Source organism: Streptomyces sp. HUAS 15-9 (assembly GCF_025642155.1).
Classification (GTDB): domain Bacteria; phylum Actinomycetota; class Actinomycetes; order Streptomycetales; family Streptomycetaceae; genus Streptomyces.
Map to the genome: position 1 here is coordinate 6,530,886 of NZ_CP106798.1, position 17,434 is coordinate 6,548,319.

Consider the following 17,434-nt stretch of genomic DNA (forward strand, 5'->3'; position numbering starts at 1 on the left):
GGATCACCGTAGCCGCCTCCCGATATATTGACTGGATCAATATTGACAGAGCAATAGTCAAGCATTGACAGTTGAATCAAGTCCAGGGAGGAGAACCATGTCCATCAACAGGGCCGCGGCCACCCTCGTCGACGTCCCGCGCGGACTCGCGGGCGTCGTCGTCACCGACACCGAGATCGGCGACGTCCGGGGGATCGAGGGCTTCTACCACTACCGCCAGTACTCGGCCGTCGAACTCGCGCGGACCCGCGGCTTCGAGGACGTCTGGCATCTCCTGGTCCACGGCGAACTGCCGGACGCCGAGCGGCGCACCGCCTTCACCGCCCGGACCGCGTGGCTGCGGCGCCTGCCCGACGAGGTCCGGGCTGCCCTGCCCGCCGTCGCCGCCGCGAGCCGCACGTCCGGCCCGCTGGCCGGGCTGCGCACGGCACTGTCGCTGCTGGGCGCGGCGAAGGGATTCCGGCCGGTGTACGACATCGACGCGGACCGGCGCCGCGCGGACACCCTCGCCGCCTGCGCGGCCGTACCGACCCTGCTCACCGCGCTGTACCGGCTCGGGCAGGGGCTCGACCCGGTGGAGCCGCGCGAAGACCTGTCGTACGCGGCCAACTACCTCTACATGCTCACGGGTGTGGAGCCGGATGCCCGGCGGGCCCGGGCGATCGAGCAGTACCTGATCTCAACCATTGATCACGGCTTCAACGCGTCAACCTTCACGGCCCGGGTCATCGCGTCGACGGGCGCGGATGTGGCGGCGTGTCTCGTGGGAGCGGTGGGTGCGCTGTCCGGGCCGCGGCACGGAGGTGCGCCCAGCCGCGCGCTGGACACCCTGGACGCGATAGGGGCCCCGGACCGGATCGACTCCTGGATCAGGGGACGCGTTCTCGCCGGTGACCGCATCATGGGCTTCGGGCATGCCGTCTACCGCACGGAGGACCCCCGTTCGCGGATGCTCCGGGACATCGCCCGGGGGTTCGGCGGCCCGCGCGTCGACTTCGCCGTCGAGGTCGAGCGCCAGGTGGAGGCGATCCTCGCCGAGCTGAAGCCCGGACGCGAACTGCACACGAACGTCGAGTTCTACGCGGGCGTGGTCATGGAACTGTGCGGCCTGCCGCGCGAGATGTTCACCCCCACGTTTGCCGCGGCCCGCGTGGTGGGCTGGAGCGCCAACATCCTGGAGCAGGCCCAGGATTCGAAGATCATCCGTCCGGTTGCCCGGTATGTGGGCCCGGAGCCGGCGGCGGTGCCCACGGTGGGATGACACGAGCGGCAGTCAGGCAGGTGGTGAATCTCCGGTCCGTGTTTCACTGACGGCCCGGTCGAAGAGCCGGAACAAGCGTCCTTCGACGCTGTCCGACGGGAGAGGAGCCAGTAGCGACGGAACGAGGGGCTTTGCACCAGCCTTCGTGACGGCAACGGAGGCCAGGCACACCAAGGCGATCGGGATGACCGCCGTGACCAGTCAAGTGCCGTACCTGGCAACCGAGGGCGGTGGCGAAAGAACTCGTTGTGCCGTGCTCGGCAGAACTCGTTGTACTGTGCCAGGCGTTGTCAGGCGTCGGGAATCTCGTTCTTGGCCCGTACCAAGGTCTCGCGTGTGATGACGACGATGCGCTCATAGTCGGCACGTGCGGCGTCCGGAGGGAGCTCGGGGTCGAGTTCCGCGGTGGCTTCTCGCCCAATGACGGCGAAGTCGCCGTTACTGAGTTCGAAGATGTCGGGGCATGACTGACCGGTGGTGCTGCCACGCTCGCGAGGCGAGGCCCCGACACGTCGCACGATCTTCACAGGGAGATACCCGCCTTGTGGCTCAGAGTAAGTAGGTCTCCTCCGAGCTTGGCGGTCTCCGGGCAGGTGTGTGCGTCGGAGCGATCTGTCTCCGAGCGCAGGGGTGTTCGTCGGAGTGCCCGGATCGGAGTGCCCGGAGAGGGCAAGCGACAAGATAGCGACTTTGGTGCTCGCGGGGGCCGAGTTGCGACAAGGCAGTCGAGTGAAGTTCGGTCGCTGCCTCTTGACGGATCCCCCGGGAAGGGGTGAAGCAGGGACCGGTGCGATCAGGACGGGTCACTGGGGGGTTCGCCCACAACCCACCACTCGTCCGTGTCGGAATCGGCGAGTTCCTGGATGAGGTCGTCCATCATCCGGCCCAGAAGGAACTCCTCCGACGTTTCGGGCAGGCTCTTCCTGTGGTGGCGGGTCGCCTCCCAGTACTCACGGAAGACTCTGTTCTGACACATGATCCGCAGGTGTCCGTAGAGCTCCGCCTTGGACAGGGCCTCGATCCGATGGAAGTACAGGGCGTTGATGTAGAGCGCGTTCGCGAAGAGGAACTGGCGCTGCTTGTCCAGCGGAATGTCGGTTTCGTAGGTGTCGAGCACCGCGGCCAGGGCGGGATCGTCCATGGCCTTGCACATCAAGTCGAAGTGGAGCCGGTGTTGTTGAGTGAGAGCGGCCCTTCTGCGGTGACGTAACCTCCGCGTGCCGATGGAGTCGGTGACGGCTGCAAGCTTTGCTTTGGCAGCCGAAACGATCCTCCCTATCCCTGAACTCTGTGTGGCCATGTCAACCCCCGAATCAGGCGGCCGTCCGCCGGTCGTCGGGGTGCGGGTCGACTGGAGGGGACCGGCGAGCGGTGGGCGGCGCTTGCCGTCTCCCAGAGTGTGCCGAGCGGCTCTGATCGGCGGGGAGGCGGAGAGGAGGCGCACGGAGGGAAGCAAGGGTCGCACACTCCGGCGCCTGCCCATCGTCTGCCCCGCGAGAGGTGCTAACAATCGTTCACTTCGCGGTGTTTCTTCCCGCTCGTATCCTGGGTCGGCATTCCATCGTCGTTCGTGCGCCGGGCCGAGGGCCGGTGCACGCGTCCGCGTGAGAGAGGTCGCAGAGTGGGGCACAGCCGAGGTCCGCAGCAGATCCCGGTCGTCGTACTGGCCGGATTCCTGGGCTCGGGGAAGACCACGCTGCTCAATCATCTCCTGCACCGCAGCGGAGGCAGCCGCATCGGGGCGATCGTCAACGACTTCGGGGCCATCGAGATCGACGCGATGGCCGTGGCCGGCGCACTCGGCGACTCGACGGTCTCCCTGGGCAACGGATGCCTGTGCTGCGCCGTCGACGCGAGCGAACTGGATCTGTATCTGGAGCGGCTCGCGAACCCGTCGGCCGGCATCGACGTCATCGTCATCGAGGCCAGCGGACTCGCCGAACCCCAGGAGCTCGTGCGGATGGTGCTCGCCAGCGAGCATCCCGGGATCGTGTACGGCGGACTCGTCGAGGTCGTCGACGCGGCCGAGTTCGACGCCACCCGGGAGCGGCACCCCGAGATCGACCGGCACCTCGCCCTCGCCGACCTGGTCGTGGTCAACAAGCTCGACCGGGCGGCCGATGCCGAGCGTGTCCTCGGCCTCGTCGGCTCGCTGACCGACCGTGCCGCCGTCGTCCCCGCCACCTATGGACGCATCGACCCGGAGTTCCTCTTCGACTGCAGGCCGAGCGAGGAGCGCGTCGGGCAGCTGTCCTTCGACGACCTCCACGACCACGACAGCGACGCCGAGCACGCCGGGCATCCGCACACGGCGTACGACAGCCTGCCGTTCGTCTCCGAGGTCCCCCTCGACCCCCGTCGGCTGATGGAGTTCCTCGACGGCCGGCCCGAAGGGCTCTACCGCATCAAGGGGTACGTCGACTTCGGGCCCCACGACGCCCTGAACCGCTACGCCGTCCACGCCGTCGGGCGGTTCCTGCGCTTCTACCCGCAGCCATGGACGTCCGCCGACGCACGCCTCACCCAGCTCGTCCTGATCGGCTCCGGCATCGACACCGCCACCCTCGCCAAGGAACTGCAGGCGTGCGGGAACGACGCTCCACACGCCGACGTGCACGGCATGTGGAGCGTCCTGCGCTACGTACGGGACCCCGAAGAAGAGGCCCCACCGGTCTAGTCGGCAGACCCGACCGGCGGGTTGACAGACCGGACCGGCCGGTCAGAAGACCGGACCCGCCACCACCGACACGGTCTTCGCCAGCGACGTGCCCGAGCCGTCCCGGCGCGGGTCGATCTCCGGGAGCTCGACCGGGGTGCCGGTCTTCTGTGCCGCCCGCGCCGGGGACGCGCCCGCCCAGGCCACCGACAGGCAGTCCTCGCCCTTCAGGAACCGCTGGCAGCGCACACCGCCGGTGGCACGGCCCTTGCGCGGGTACTGGTCGAACGGGGTCAGCTTGGCGGTCGTCTGGACCGAGTCGTCCAGCGTGCCGCGCGAGCCCGCGACGGTGAAGACCACCGCGTCCACCGCCGGGTCGACCGCCGTGAAGGAGATCACCTTCACGCCCTCGGCGAGCTTGATGCCCGCCATACCGCCCGCCGGCCGGCCCTGGGGACGGACCTGGGACGCCTGGTAGCGCAGCAGTTGCGCGTCGTCCGTGATGAACACCAGGTCCTCCTCGCCGGTGCGCAGCTCCACCGCGCCGACGATCCGGTCGCCCTCCTTGAGCGTGATGACCTCCAACTCGTCCTTGTTGGACGGGTAGTCGGGCACCACACGCTTGACGACACCCTGTGCCGTGCCGAGCGCGAGGCCCGGGGACGACTCGTCGAGCGTGGTCAGGCAGACCACCGTCTCGTCGTCCTCCAGGGAGACGAACTCCGCGATGGGTGCCCCTCCGGAGAGGTTCGGCGCCGCCACCGTCTCAGGCAGTTGCGGGAGGTCGACCACGTTCAGCCGCAGCAGACGGCCCGCCGACGTCACCACGCCCACTTCGCCGCGCGCCGTGGCCGGCACCGCCGAGACGATCACGTCGTGCTTGGTGCGTCTGGCCTCGGCGTCCCGCGCGAAGGGCTCGCCGTTCGCGGTACGGGCCAGCAGACCCGTCGACGACAGGAGCACCCGGCACGGGTCGTCCGCCACCTGCAGCGGCACGGCCGCCGCCGGGGCGCCCGACGACTCCAGCAGGACCGTACGCCTCTCGGTGCCGAACTTCTTGGCCACCTGGGCCAGTTCGGCGGAGACCAGCTTGCGCAGCTCGGCGTCCGACTCCAGGATCCGGGTCAGCTCGGCGATCTCCGCGTTGAGCCGGTCCTTCTCCGCCTCCAGCTCGATGCGGTCGTACTTGGTGAGGCGGCGCAGCGGCGTGTCGAGGATGTACTGGGTCTGGATCTGCGACAGCGAGAAGCGCTCCATCAGGCGCTCCTTCGCCTGCGCGCTGTTCTCGCTGGAGCGGATCAGACGGATGACCTCGTCGATGTCGACGAGGGCGGTGAGCAGGCCCTCCACCAGGTGCAGCCGGTCGCGGCGCTTGCCGCGGCGGTACTCCGAGCGGCGGCGCACCACGTCGAAGCGGTGGTCGAGATAGACCTCGAGGAGCTCCTTGAGGCCCAGCGTGAGCGGCTGGCCGTCCACCAGGGCCACGTTGTTGATGCCGAAGGACTCTTCCATCGCCGTCAGCTTGTAGAGCTGCTCCAGGACCGCCTCCGGCACGAAGCCGTTCTTGATCTCGATGACCAGACGCAGGCCGTGCGCGCGGTCCGTGAGGTCCTTGACGTCCGCGATGCCCTGCAGCTTCTTCGCGTTGACCAGGTCCTTGATCTTGGTGATGACCTTCTCCGGGCCGACCGTGAAGGGCAGCTCGGTGACGACGAGGCCCATACGGCGCGCCGTCACGCTCTCCACCGCCACCGTGGCGCGGATCTTGAACGTGCCGCGGCCCGTCTCGTACGCGTCCCGGACCCCGGAGAGGCCGACGATCCGGCCGCCCGTGGGCAGGTCGGGTCCCGGGACGTACTTCATCAGCGTGTCCAGGTCCGCGTTCGGGTGGCGGATCAGATGCCGGGCGGCCGCGACGACCTCGGCGAGGTTGTGCGGCGGCATGTTCGTGGCCATGCCGACCGCGATGCCCGAAGCGCCGTTCACCAGCAGGTTCGGGAAGGCGGCGGGCAGGGCGACCGGTTCCTGCTCCTGGCCGTCGTAGTTGGGGGCGAAGTCGACCGTGTCCTCGTCGATCGACTCGGTCATCAGGCTCGTGGCCTCGGCCATCCGGCACTCGGTGTACCGCATGGCGGCCGGCGGGTCGTCGTTGCCCAGCGAGCCGAAGTTGCCGTGTCCGTCGACCAGCGGGACGCGCATGGAGAACGGCTGGGCCATGCGCACCAGGGCGTCGTAGATCGACGCGTCGCCGTGCGGGTGGAGCTTGCCCATCACGTCGCCGACGACACGCGCGCACTTCACATAGCCGCGGTCGGGGCGCAGGCCCATCTCGTTCATCTGGTAGACGATCCGGCGGTGCACCGGCTTGAGGCCGTCACGGGCGTCCGGCAGGGCACGCGAGTAGATGACCGAATACGCGTATTCGAGGTAGGAGCCCTGCATCTCGTCCACGACGTCGATGTCGAGGATCTTCTCCTCGTACGAGTCGTCGGGCGGCGGGGTCTTCGTGCTGCGGCGGGCCATCGCTGCCGGCTCCTCTTTTCTGGTCGCTCGCCTACGGGTCGCTCACGTCGGTGTCGACGCACCCCTTCGGCTCACTCTTTCTGAAGCGTGAACGGGTCTGATCGGACCATTGTGGACCGCGGTACTGACAAGCCGGGCCAGGACCCGGTGCCGGTGGCCCTTCCCGGTGGCGCGCGGCGCCGGAGGAGCCGCCCCGCGGCACGACTCCCGCAGGCTACGCGATCCGCTGTGGGCGTACGTCCGGCGGGAACTTCACCGAGGCTCCGGTCGCTTGCATACAGTGGCAGGACCGGCAGGAACGCCGCGGTTTCACGACCGCGTCCGCGATCGAAGGGACGTACATGCCCATGGGTCACACGACCAAGGCCGAGGCAGGCTCCGGGGGCCTGACAGCGACCGAGCACCGCCTGGCCAACGGTCTGCGCGTGGTGCTCTCCGAGGACCACCTGACCCCGGTCGCGGCGGTGTGCCTCTGGTACGACGTCGGCTCCCGCCACGAAGTCAAGGGCCGTACGGGCCTGGCTCACCTTTTCGAGCATCTGATGTTCCAGGGCTCCGCGCAGGTCAAGGGCAACGGCCACTTCGAACTCGTGCAGGGCGCCGGCGGCTCGCTCAACGGCACCACCAGCTTCGAGCGCACCAACTACTTCGAGACCATGCCCGCCCACCAGCTGGAGCTCGCCCTCTGGCTGGAGGCCGACCGCATGGGCTCGCTGCTGGCCGCCCTCGACGACGAGTCCATGGAAAACCAGCGGGACGTCGTCAAGAACGAGCGCCGGCAGCGCTACGACAACGTGCCGTACGGCACCGCCTTCGAGAAGCTGACCGCCCTCGCCTACCCGGAGGGCCACCCGTACCACCACACGCCGATCGGTTCGATGGCCGACCTGGACGCGGCCACGCTGGAGGACGCGCGCCGGTTCTTCCGGACGTACTACGCGCCGAACAACGCGGTGCTCTCCGTGGTCGGCGACATCGACCCGCAGCAGACCCTGGCCTGGATCGAGAAGTACTTCGGCTCGATCCCCTCGCACGACGGCAAGCCCGAGCCCCGCGACGGCTCGCTGCCGGAGGTCATCGGCGAGCAGCTGCGCGAGGTCGTCGTGGAGGAGGTCCCGGCCCGCGCGCTGATGGCCGCCTACCGGCTCCCGCAGGACGGCACGCGCGCGTCGGACGCCGCCGACCTGGCGCTCACCGTCCTGGGCGGCGGCGAGTCCTCCCGCCTGTACAACCGGCTCGTGCGCCGCGACCGTACGGCCGTGGCGGCCGGGTTCGGTCTGCTGCGGCTGGCCGGGGCGCCCTCGCTGGGCTGGCTGGACGTGAAGACCTCCGGTGACGTCGAGGTGCCGGTCATCGAGACCGCCATCGACGAGGAGCTCGCCCGCTTCGCTCAGGAGGGTCCCACCCCCGAGGAAATGGAGCGCGCCCAGGCCCAGTTGGAGCGCGAGTGGCTGGACCGGCTCGGCACGGTCGCGGGCCGCGCCGACGAGTTGTGCAGGTTCGCGGTCCTGTTCGGCGACCCGCAGCTCGCCCTGACCGCCGTCCAGCGCGTCCTGGAGGTGACGCCGCAGGAGGTCCAGGAGGTGGCCAAGGCCCGCCTGCGCCCGGACAACCGCGCGGTGCTCGTCTACGAGCCGCTCTCCGCCGAGTCCGCGGAGCACACCCAGGACGAGGACTTCCCCGAGGACCCGGAGTCGGAAGCCACCGTGGAAGCGTCCACCGCCGACCAGAACGAGGACGAGGAGGCGGCCAAGTGACCGAGCTCGCCGCGATGGAGTTCCACCCCCAGCCCCGTGCGGGCGAGGCGAAGCCGTGGGCCTTCCCGGCCCCCGAGCGTGGCGCGCTGGAGAACGGCCTGACCGTTCTGCGCTGCCAGCGCCCCGGCCAGCAGGTCGTCGCCGTCGAGGTGCTGCTGGACGCGCCGCTGGACGCCGAGCCGGCCGGTTTCGACGGCGTCGCCACGATCATGGCGCGCGCCTTCTCCGAAGGCACCGACAAGCACTCCGCCGAGGAGTTCGCCGCCGAGCTGGAGCGCTGCGGCGCGACCCTGGACGCGCACGCCGACCACCCGGGCGTCCGGCTGAGCCTGGAGGTCCCCGTCTCCCGCCTCGGCAAGGCGCTGGGCCTGCTCGCCGACGCCCTCAGGGCACCCGCGTTCGACGAGAGCGAGGTGGAGCGGCTGGTGCGCAACCGCCTCGACGAGATCCCGCACGAGCTGGCGAACCCCTCCCGCCGTGCCGCCAAGGAGCTCTCGAAGGAGCTGTTCCCGGCGACCGCGCGCATGTCGCGCCCGCGCCAGGGCACCGAGGAGACGGTCGAGAAGATCGACGCGGCGGCCGTCCGCGGCTTCTACGACCGGCACGTGCGGCCCGCCACGGCCACCGCCGTGGTCGTCGGCGACCTCACCGGCATCGACCTGGACGCGCTGCTCGGCGAGACCCTGGGCGCCTGGAGCGGCTCCTCGGCGCAGCCGCGGCCCGTGCCGCCGGTGACCGCCGACGACACCGGCCGGGTCGTCATCGTGGATCGACCCGGAGCCGTCCAGACGCAGCTGCTCATCGGCCGGGTCGGCGCGGACCGGCACGACCGCGTGTGGGCCGCCCAGGTGCTCGGCACGTACTGCCTCGGCGGCACCCTCACCTCCCGTCTGGACCGCGTCCTGCGCGAGGAGAAGGGCTACACCTACGGTGTGCGCTCGTTCGGGCAGGTCCTCAGGTCCGCCCCGGACGGCACGGGTGCCTCGATGCTCGCCATCAGTGGCTCGGTGGACACCCCGAACACCGGTCCCGCGCTGCAGGACCTGTGGGCGGTGCTGCGCAAGCTCGCCGAGGAGGGCCTCACCGACGCCGAGCGCGACGTCGCCGTGCAGAACCTCGTGGGGGTCGCGCCGCTGAAGTACGAGACCGCGGCAGCCGTGGCGAGCACGCTGGCCGACCAGGTCGAGCAGTATCTGCCGGACGACTACCAGGCGACGCTGTACCGGCAGCTCGCCGCCACCGGCACCGTGGAGGCCACCGCCGCGGCGGTCAACGCCTTCCCGGTGGACCGTCTGGTGACGGTCCTGGTGGGCGACGCCGCCCAGATCAAGGAGCCGGTCGAGGCTCTCGGCATCGGCGAAGTCACCGTCGTCTCCGCCGAGTAGGGGCACGCGCGCGTGGGTCCTGCGCGTGGGGTCCTGACGGCCGACGGGCCGTCAGGACCCCACGGACCTTTCCCCAAGATGTCCGAATTGGGGTGGAGGTTGCCTGTCTGCCCTGTGGGATGCGCTACAAAAACAGTGATCGGTTTGGGGATCGAAAGACCGCCCGCATAGCGTCGTCCAGGCTGTTCGTCGGGCAGTGCGCCGCACCCGCGGCACCGGACAGTCATCGCCGAGTCCCCGTACGGCGCGAGCCAGGGGAGCCGGGGACCCACGCAGTCCCTGGGGTGAATCGGACACCCGCGCGTGCCGCGAGGGGGTCCGTAGGAGACCTTCCTGCTCCGAACCCGTCAGCTAACCCGGTAGGCGAGAGGGAAGGAAAGGACCAGCCACTACATGGCGTTCACGCGCGCCACCGGGAAGCACCGCCGTCCCGGCCGGATGCATCGCACCACCGCCCGCGCGGCGGGCGTCGCGGCCCTCACCACCACCGGTGCCATCGGCACCCTCGCGGCCTCCCCGGCCCTCGCCGCCGAGCCCGCCCCCGCGGACACCGGTCTCACGCCGGTCATCACCATGGGCGACTCGGTCGCCGAGCAGATCGACGCCCAGGCCGCGGCCCAGGAGCAGGCCGCCGAGCAGAAGGCGGCCGAGGAGGCCGCGCGCAAGAAGGCCGTCGCGCTGGCGGAGAAGGAGCGCGAGGCCAAGGCGCGCGCCGCCCGCGAGGCCGAGCGCAAGCGGCTCAACGCCTTCGTGACACCGATCGCGAACTCGTATGTCTCCACCGGCTACAAGACCGGCGGATCCCTGTGGTCCTCCGGCTCCCACACCGGCATCGACTTCCACGCTTCCAGCGGCACCAGCGTGCACGCGGTGGGCTCCGGCACGGTCGTGTCGACCGGCTGGGGCGGATCGTACGGCAACCAGATCGTGATCCGGATGGCGGACGGCATGTACACCCAGTACGGCCATCTGTCGTCCATCGGCGTCTCCGTGGGCCAGAAGGTCCTGCCCGGCCAGCAGATAGGCCTCTCCGGCGCGACCGGCAACGTCACCGGGCCGCACCTCCACTTCGAGGCCCGGACGACCCCGGAGTACGGCTCGGACGTCGACCCCCTCGCCTACCTCCGCAAGCACGGCGTGAACGTCTGACGGCACGGCGCACCGCTTCCCGAAGCCCCGGCTCCCCGAGCCGGGGCTTTCGCCGTTTCGGCCGCCTGGCTGTCCAAAAAATATCCATGGATTCCGGCACGCCATCGGAAATTCCCGTTGATTGCAATAGAGTCACGGAACACACGTCAAGCGGCGACGTTTCACGGGGATTAAAGCGGAGGTCGGTCATGCGTATTCCGGCGAGCTCGGTATGCACGGCGATCAGGGACGACATCGTCGCCGGTGTCTACGAGCGCGGCGGCCGGCTCACCGAGGAACTCCTCGCGCGCCGCTACGGCGTCTCGCGCGTCCCCGTCCGCGAGGCACTGCGCACCCTGGAGGCCGAGGGCTTCGTGGTGACCCGGCGGCACGCGGGCGCGTGCGTCGCCGAACCGACCGAGCAGGAGGCCGCCGATCTGCTGGAGATGCGCATGCTGCTGGAGCCGCTCGGCGCCTCCCGGGCCGCGCAGCGGCGCACCGAGGCCCATCTCAAGGTGTTGCGCGGCCTGGTGAGGCTGGGCCAGGAGCGAGCCAGGCGGGGCAACAGCGAGGATCTGCGCTCCCTGGGCGGCTGGTTCCACGAGACGCTCGCGCAGGCCTGCGGCAGTCACGCGCTGACCTCGATGCTGACCCAGCTGCGGCACAAGATCGCCTGGATGTACACGGTGGAGGCGCCCGCCGACCCGGTGGAGTCCTGGACGGAGCACGGCGCCATCGTGGACGCGGTGGCGCGCGGCGACGGCGAGCGCGCGCGGGCGATCACGGCACTGCACACCGAGCGCGCGACATCCGCGCACCGATTGCGCTTTCCCGGCGGCGGGGACCGTTCGGACCGTGTGAGGACTTCGCAACATGCCGTAAACATGTCGGGCCTGCGGCATTAACACGAGCGCCGTATACAAAGAAGGGTATTCGGCGGAGGTGTATTTCCGCTGCCCTGATTTCTGTGCGTGCTGCCCTGATTTCCGTGCGTCCGGAATTTCCGTGCGAATACGGCGAAGCCGCGCCGCCCGAAAGGGCAGACGCGGCTCCGGCGTTCGGCGCGGTGGCTCAGACGGTCTCGGGCAGTTCCTCGAGGCCCTCGGCGACGAGCTTCGCGAGACGGTCGAGGGCGGCGTCCGCGCCCTCGGCGTCGGAAGCGAGAACGATCTCCTCGCCGCCCTGGGCGCCCAGCCCGAGGACGGCCAGCATGGAGGCCGCGTTGACGGGGTTGCCGTCGGCCTTGGCGATCGTCACGGGGATGCCGGAGGCCGTGGCGGCCCGGACGAAGATGGAGGCGGGGCGGGCATGGAGGCCCTCGGCCCAGCCGACGTTGACGCGGCGCTCAGCCATGTGATGCTGCCCTTCACTGTTTCAGGGTTGTCTAGACCAGTTTCCCATATCGTGAAGCATGCCCGGAGCGGGCCTGTGCTCCGCTCCGGAGATGACGTCGGACCTCGGCCTCGATCCGACTTCCGTCCTCCACAGACTGCCTCGCGCCGTTGTCCGACGCGAGCCGTACTCTGGGGCCCATGCAGACCTCGGCGGGCCGGCAGGACCGGCACGAGTACCCCACTCACTGGGAGGCGGACGTAGTGCTGCGCGACGGGGGTACCGCGCGCATCAGGCCCATCACCGTTGATGACGCCGACCGCCTGGTCAGTTTCTACGAGCAGGTCTCGGACGAGTCGAAGTACTACCGCTTCTTCGCGCCGTACCCACGACTGTCCGCCAAGGACGTCCACCGCTTCACGCACCACGACTTTGTGGACAGGGTGGGACTCGCGGCCACCATCGGCGGCGAGTTCATCGCAACCGTACGCTATGACCGCATTGGTGCCGGCGGCATGCCCGCCTCCGCCCCCGCCGACGAGGCCGAGGTCGCCTTCCTCGTGCAGGACGCGCACCAGGGGCGCGGAGTCGCCTCCGCCCTCCTCGAACACATCGCGGCCGTCGCGCGCGAGCGCGGCATCCGCCGGTTCGCCGCCGAGGTGCTGCCCGCCAACTCCAAGATGATCAAGGTGTTCACGGACGCCGGCTACACCCAGAAACGCAGCTTCGAGGACGGCGTCGTACGCCTGGAATTCGACCTCGAACCCACGAACCGCTCGCTCGCCGTGCAGCGCGCGCGGGAGCAGCGCGCGGAGGCGCGGTCCGTACGGCGGCTCCTCGCGCCCGGCTCCGTCGCGGTCGTCGGCGTCGGACGCACGCCGGGCGGGGTGGGCCGCGGCGTCCTCGGCAACATCCGGGACGCCGGGTTCACCGGCCGCCTGCACGCCGTGAACAAGGCCTTCCCGGACGAGTTGAAGGAGATCGACGGCGTGCCCGCCCACCGCTCGGTGCGGGACATCGACGGCCCCGTCGACCTCGCGGTCGTCGCCGTACCGGCCGAGCGCGTGCCCGAGGTGGTCGCCGAGTGCGGGGAACACGGCGTGCAGGGGCTCGTCGTACTCTCCGCCGGATACGCGGAGAGCGGACCCGAGGGCCGTGAGCGGCAGCGTGAACTCGTCCGGCACGCGCGCGCGTACGGCATGCGCATCATCGGGCCCAACGCCTTCGGGATCATCAACACCTCCGAGGAGGTGCGGCTCAACGCGTCCCTGGCACCGGAGCTGCCCCGCCCCGGCCGGATCGGGCTCTTCGCCCAGTCCGGGGCGATCGGCATCGCGCTGCTGTCCCGGCTGCACCGGCGCGGCGGCGGGGTCACCGGGGTCACGGGCGTGTCCACCTTCGTCGCGTCCGGCAACCGCGCCGACGTCTCCGGCAACGACGTCATCCAGTACTGGTACGACGACCCCGACACCGACGTCGTCCTCATGTACCTGGAATCCATCGGCAACCCGCGCAAGTTCACCCGCCTCGCCCGGCGGACGGCCGCCGCCAAGCCGCTGGTCGTGGTGCAGGGGGCCGGGTCCGCTCCACAGGGCCATGCGGTCCGGGCCACGCAGTTGTCGCACGAGACCGTCTCCGCGCTGCTGCGGCAGGCCGGGGTGATCCGGGTCGGCACGATCACCGAACTGGTCGACGCGGGGCTGCTGCTCGCCCGGCAGCCCCTGCCCGGCGGGCCGCGGGTGGCGATCCTGGGGAACTCCGAGTCCCTGGGACAGCTGACGTACGACGCGTGCCTCTCCGAGGGGCTGCGGCCGCAGCGACCCCTGGACCTGACGACGGGCGCCACCGCGGAGGACTTCCGGCGGGCCCTGTCCCAGGCGCTGGCCGATGACTCGTGCGACGCGGTGGTCGTCACGGCCATCCCGGCCATCGGGGAGGGGTCACCCGGGGACGCGGAGCTGGCCGAGGCACTGCGGTCCGCCGCCGCTGCCGCGCCTTCCAAACCGGCGCTCGTCGTGCACGTGGAGCTCGGCGGGCTCGCGGAGGCGCTGTCGGCCGCGGCCAGTACGGCACCGAACCGCCCCACGGAACGCACGCCCGGCGCGGGAGCGGCACAGCCGTCCCCCGGCGCCGCACCGGTTCCGGCGGACGCCGCCCCGGACGGCTCCCGCCTGATCCCCGCCTACCCCGCCGCGGAGCGGGCCGCCCGGGCCCTCGCCGAAGCCGTGAAGTACGCGCAGTGGCGCCGCGAGACCGCCGATCCGGGCCGGGTCCCCGAGTACGACGACATCGACGAGAAGGGCGCCGCGGAGCTGATCGGCGGGCTGCTCGAGCGCGGACAGGGACTCACGCTCGGCTCGGAGGACACCTGCGAGCTGCTCGGGAAGTACGGCATCCACGTCCGCCGCGCACTGCCCGCCCCCACCCCCGACACCGCCGCCGAGGCCGCCCGGACCCTCGGCTACCCGGTCGCCCTCAAGGCCACCGCCCCCCATCTGCGCCACCGCGCCGACCTGGGCGGCGTCCGGCTCGATCTGGCGGACGAGGAGCAACTGCGACGGGCGTACGCCGAGTTGACAGAGCTGTTCGGGAAGCCGGAGGGGCTGCGGCCGGTCGTACAGGCGATGGCACCCCGGGGCGTCGACACCGTCGTACGGGCCGTGATCGACCCGGCGGCCGGGGCCGTGCTGTCCTTCGGGCTCGCCGGAGCCGCCTCCCAGCTGCTCGGCGACATGGCCCACCGGCTGGTCCCGGTCACCGACCGGGAGGCGACCTCGCTGGTGCGGTCGATCAGGACCGCGCCGCTGCTGTTCGGCTGGCGCGGGTCGACCCCGGTCGACACACCCGCCCTGGAGGAGCTGCTGCTGCGCGTCTCCCGACTGGTCGACGACCACCCGGAGGTCGTCGCCGTGACCCTGGAGCCGGTCGTCGTCGCCCCGCACGGGGTGAGCGTCCTCGGCGCCACCCTGCGGCTCGCGCCGCCGCCCGCCCGTGACGACCTCGGCCCGCGCACGCTGCCGGCCTACTGAGCGGGGAGGGGGTACCGCATGGAGATCGCCGGACGGGAGCTGCCCGACGGCAGCTGGTGGGACTGGGAAGTGATCGTCTGGGACGCCGGGCAGCTGCGCCTGGCCGCCGGTCACGACCTCACCTACCACCACGGCCTGGAGCTGGTCTTCGTCGCCCCGGCCCTCGTGTCCTGTCCGCTCGGCTTCCAGGACCCCGTCTTCCGCCCGCCCACCACCGAGGAGACGGCACGTCTCGTGCGGACGCTCGGCGAAACACCGCCCCTGGTGGTCGCGTTCGAAGCGGACGCCGACGGCAGTGAGCCCGTCACCTGCCTGATCGCCGCGGAACGGCTCGACATCCGGCCCGGGCTCGTCCTCCGGCACCCGCGCGCGGGTGCCCATGCCGCCCCGGCCGCCCACGACTGGCCCGGACCCCCCTTGCCCACGGATTAGGATGGACGTCATGGCCAAGACCAGTACGACGACCCAGGGGCTGCGCGCGGCGATCGAGCGCAGCGGCTACTACCCGGCCCTCGTGGCCGAGGCGGTGGAGGCCGCTGTGGGCGGCGAGCCCATCCGGTCGTACCTGGTCCACCAGGAGACGACGTTCGACCAGAACGAGGTGCGGCGGCATGTGACCGTCCTCGTCCTCACCGGCAACCGCTTCATCGTCAGCCACACCGACGAGCAGGCCGCCGACAGCACCTCCCCGACGCCGTACGCCACGACGTCCACGGAGTCCGTGAAGCTCGGCCGGATCTCGTCCGTCGTGGTCAGCCGGGTGGTCGCCAACCCGGAGCAGTACGCGCCGGGCACGCTGCCCCGCGAGGTCGTGCTGACCATCGGCTGGGGTGCCGTCTCCCGCATCGACCTGGAGCCCGCCGCCTGCGGCGACCCCAACTGCGAGGCCGACCACGGCTACACGGGCAACTCGACGGCGGACGACCTGAGCCTGCGCGTCAGCGAGGCCGGGGACGGCCCGGAGACGGTGCGCCAGGCACTCACCTTCGCGCAGGCCGTCTCCGAAGCGACAGCGGACATCACAAGCTGATGGCCCACCCGTCTCCCCCCGCCGCCCATGATCGAGGGCGCTCCGCGCCCACACCTCCTGATTCCACCGCCTGGGACCACCCGGAACCCCTGGCCCTCGGCACCGCGCCGCTCCCCGAGTACGGCAGCGGCTCGCTCGCCGACCTCCTGCCCACCCTGGCCGCCGGTATGGCCGTACCGGGTATGACCGCCGGGATCCGGGAACTGACCGCGGCCGACCGCAACTGTGTCTTCCTGATCGACGGGCTCGGCTGGGAGCAGTTGCGGGCCCACCCGGACGAGGCCCCCTTCATGACCTCGCTGCTCGCGAGTTCACGCGGGGGTACGGGACGCCCGATCACCGCCGGCTACCCGGCGACCACCGCGACCTCGCTGGCCTCCGTCGGCACGGGCCTGCCGCCCGGCGCGCACGGCCTGCCCGGCTACTCGGCCCGGAACCCGCAGACCGGTGAGCTGATGAACCAGCTCCGCTGGCAGCCGTACACCGACCCGCGTGCCTGGCAGCCGTACCCCACCGTCTTCCAGCTGGCCCACGAGGCGGGCGTGCACGCCGCCCAGGTGTCGTCCCCCGCCTTCCAGAACACCCCGCTGACCAGGATCGCGCTCAGCGGCGGAGCGTTCCACGGACGGCTGACCGGCGAGGACCGCATGGACATCGCGGCCGAGCAACTGGCCGCCGCCGACCGCTCCCTGGTCTACACGTACTACGCCGAGCTGGACGGCGCCGGGCACCGCTACGGCGTCGCCTCCGACACCTGGCGTGGCCAGCTCATGTACGTCGACCGCCTCGTCCAGCGGCTGGCCGAGCAGCTCCCGCCGCGCACCGCGCTGTACGTCACCGCCGACCACGGCATGGTCGACGTGCCCTCGGACGAGCAGCACCGCATCGACTTCGACGAGGACTGGGAACTGCGCGCCGGGGTCGCCCTGCTGGGCGGCGAGGGCCGCGCCCGCCACGTCTACGCGCTGCCGGGCGCCGAGGACGACGTCCTCACCTGCTGGCGCGAGGTGCTCGGCGAGCAGTTCTGGGTGGCCTCGCGGGACGAGGCGATCGCGGCGGGCTGGTTCGGCCCCCGGATCGACGACCGGGTGTACGCACGGATCGGCGATGTGGTCGCGGCCGCGCACGACGACGTCCTGATCATCGCCTCCGAGCGGGAGCCGAAGGAGTCGGCGCTGATCGGCAACCACGGTTCGATGACCCCTGCCGAGCAGTTGGTGCCCCTGCTCGAAGTACGCTCCTGAAGCTCGAAGTTCGCTTTCGAAGCACCGCCCGCCGTCCCGCCCGTCGTCGCCCCGCCCGTCCTCGCCTCGCTGAAAGGTGCTCAACTCCC

The 17,434-nt window shown here is 70.9% G+C and carries 14 protein-coding genes and 1 riboswitch; of the genes, 10 read left to right on the forward strand and 4 right to left on the reverse strand.

Features of this window, described 5'->3' with window-relative positions; genetic code table 11:
- Window positions 1-97: 97 nt before the first annotated feature.
- On the forward strand, window positions 98-1,261 hold the full coding sequence (locus N8I87_RS30190) for a citrate synthase/methylcitrate synthase (RefSeq protein ID WP_263213459.1): 1,164 nt from the start codon (window positions 98-100) through the stop codon (window positions 1,259-1,261).
- A gap of 290 nt (window positions 1,262-1,551) precedes the next feature.
- Here the strand turns inward: N8I87_RS30190 and N8I87_RS30195 are convergent, their stop codons facing one another.
- Together N8I87_RS30195 and N8I87_RS44100 are read right to left on the reverse strand one after the other, a co-directional pair.
- A complete protein-coding gene (locus N8I87_RS30195) occupies window positions 1,552-1,788 on the reverse strand; it encodes a hypothetical protein (RefSeq protein WP_263213460.1) in 237 nt (78 codons plus the stop codon).
- Between the two features lie 266 nt (window positions 1,789-2,054).
- On the reverse strand, window positions 2,055-2,969 hold the full coding sequence (locus N8I87_RS44100) for a DUF6082 family protein (protein WP_317633504.1): 915 nt from the start codon (window positions 2,967-2,969) through the stop codon (window positions 2,055-2,057).
- On the opposite strand from N8I87_RS44100, the gene N8I87_RS30205 reads away from it, so the two are divergent.
- On the forward strand, window positions 2,883-3,938 hold the full coding sequence (locus tag N8I87_RS30205; protein ID WP_263213462.1) for a CobW family GTP-binding protein: 1,056 nt from the start codon (window positions 2,883-2,885) through the stop codon (window positions 3,936-3,938). The genes N8I87_RS44100 and N8I87_RS30205 overlap by 87 nt on opposite strands.
- Before the next feature lie 42 nt (window positions 3,939-3,980).
- Here the strand turns inward: N8I87_RS30205 and N8I87_RS30210 are convergent, their stop codons facing one another.
- Window positions 3,981-6,440 (reverse strand): DNA gyrase/topoisomerase IV subunit A, encoded by a 2,460-nt coding sequence (locus N8I87_RS30210; RefSeq protein WP_263213464.1) that lies wholly within the window; start codon window positions 6,438-6,440, stop codon window positions 3,981-3,983.
- Window positions 6,441-6,781: 341 nt separating this feature from the next.
- On the opposite strand from N8I87_RS30210, the gene N8I87_RS30215 reads away from it, so the two are divergent.
- The 4 genes from N8I87_RS30215 to N8I87_RS30230 all read left to right on the forward strand — a co-directional run bounded on the left by N8I87_RS30215 (window position 6,782) and on the right by N8I87_RS30230 (window position 11,615).
- Window positions 6,782-8,197: a M16 family metallopeptidase gene (locus N8I87_RS30215; RefSeq protein WP_263213465.1), complete on the forward strand. Its 1,416-nt coding sequence runs from the start codon at window positions 6,782-6,784 to the stop codon at window positions 8,195-8,197.
- Window positions 8,194-9,582, forward strand: a complete 1,389-nt coding sequence (locus N8I87_RS30220) for a M16 family metallopeptidase (RefSeq protein ID WP_263213466.1) — start codon at window positions 8,194-8,196, stop codon at window positions 9,580-9,582. The genes N8I87_RS30215 and N8I87_RS30220 overlap by 4 nt, the downstream gene beginning before the upstream one ends.
- 217 nt (window positions 9,583-9,799) lie before the next feature.
- Window positions 9,800-9,963: riboswitch (cyclic di-AMP (ydaO/yuaA leader) on the forward strand.
- A gap of 12 nt (window positions 9,964-9,975) precedes the next feature.
- Window positions 9,976-10,731 carry a M23 family metallopeptidase gene (locus tag N8I87_RS30225; RefSeq protein WP_263213467.1) on the forward strand — a complete coding sequence of 252 codons (756 nt, stop codon included), beginning with the start codon at window positions 9,976-9,978 and terminating at the stop codon, window positions 10,729-10,731.
- A 188-nt stretch (window positions 10,732-10,919) separates the two neighbouring features.
- Window positions 10,920-11,615 (forward strand): GntR family transcriptional regulator, encoded by a 696-nt coding sequence (locus N8I87_RS30230; protein ID WP_263213468.1) that lies wholly within the window; start codon window positions 10,920-10,922, stop codon window positions 11,613-11,615.
- A gap of 166 nt (window positions 11,616-11,781) precedes the next feature.
- Here the strand turns inward: N8I87_RS30230 and N8I87_RS30235 are convergent, their stop codons facing one another.
- Window positions 11,782-12,063 (reverse strand): HPr family phosphocarrier protein, encoded by a 282-nt coding sequence (locus N8I87_RS30235; protein WP_028802270.1) that lies wholly within the window; start codon window positions 12,061-12,063, stop codon window positions 11,782-11,784.
- Window positions 12,064-12,242: 179 nt separating this feature from the next.
- Here N8I87_RS30235 and N8I87_RS30240 point away from each other — a divergent pair, with 179 nt between their 5' ends.
- Genes N8I87_RS30240 through N8I87_RS30255 form a run of 4 tightly spaced genes read left to right on the forward strand, consistent with a single transcriptional unit; the run spans window position 12,243 to window position 17,345 of the window.
- The gene (locus N8I87_RS30240) at window positions 12,243-15,071 is read left to right on the forward strand and encodes a bifunctional acetate--CoA ligase family protein/GNAT family N-acetyltransferase (RefSeq protein ID WP_263213471.1); all 2,829 of its coding nucleotides are present in this window, start codon (window positions 12,243-12,245) and stop codon (window positions 15,069-15,071) included.
- Window positions 15,072-15,089: 18 nt separating this feature from the next.
- Window positions 15,090-15,503 (forward strand): hypothetical protein, encoded by a 414-nt coding sequence (locus N8I87_RS30245; RefSeq protein ID WP_263213473.1) that lies wholly within the window; start codon window positions 15,090-15,092, stop codon window positions 15,501-15,503.
- Between the two features lies 1 nt (window position 15,504).
- Window positions 15,505-16,101, forward strand: a complete 597-nt coding sequence (locus N8I87_RS30250; protein WP_263213474.1) for a DUF5998 family protein — start codon at window positions 15,505-15,507, stop codon at window positions 16,099-16,101.
- Complete coding sequence (locus N8I87_RS30255; RefSeq protein ID WP_263213476.1) at window positions 16,101-17,345, forward strand: alkaline phosphatase family protein; 1,245 nt, start codon at window positions 16,101-16,103, stop codon at window positions 17,343-17,345. Before N8I87_RS30250 ends, N8I87_RS30255 begins: the two co-directional genes overlap by 1 nt.
- Window positions 17,346-17,434 lie beyond the last annotated feature (89 nt).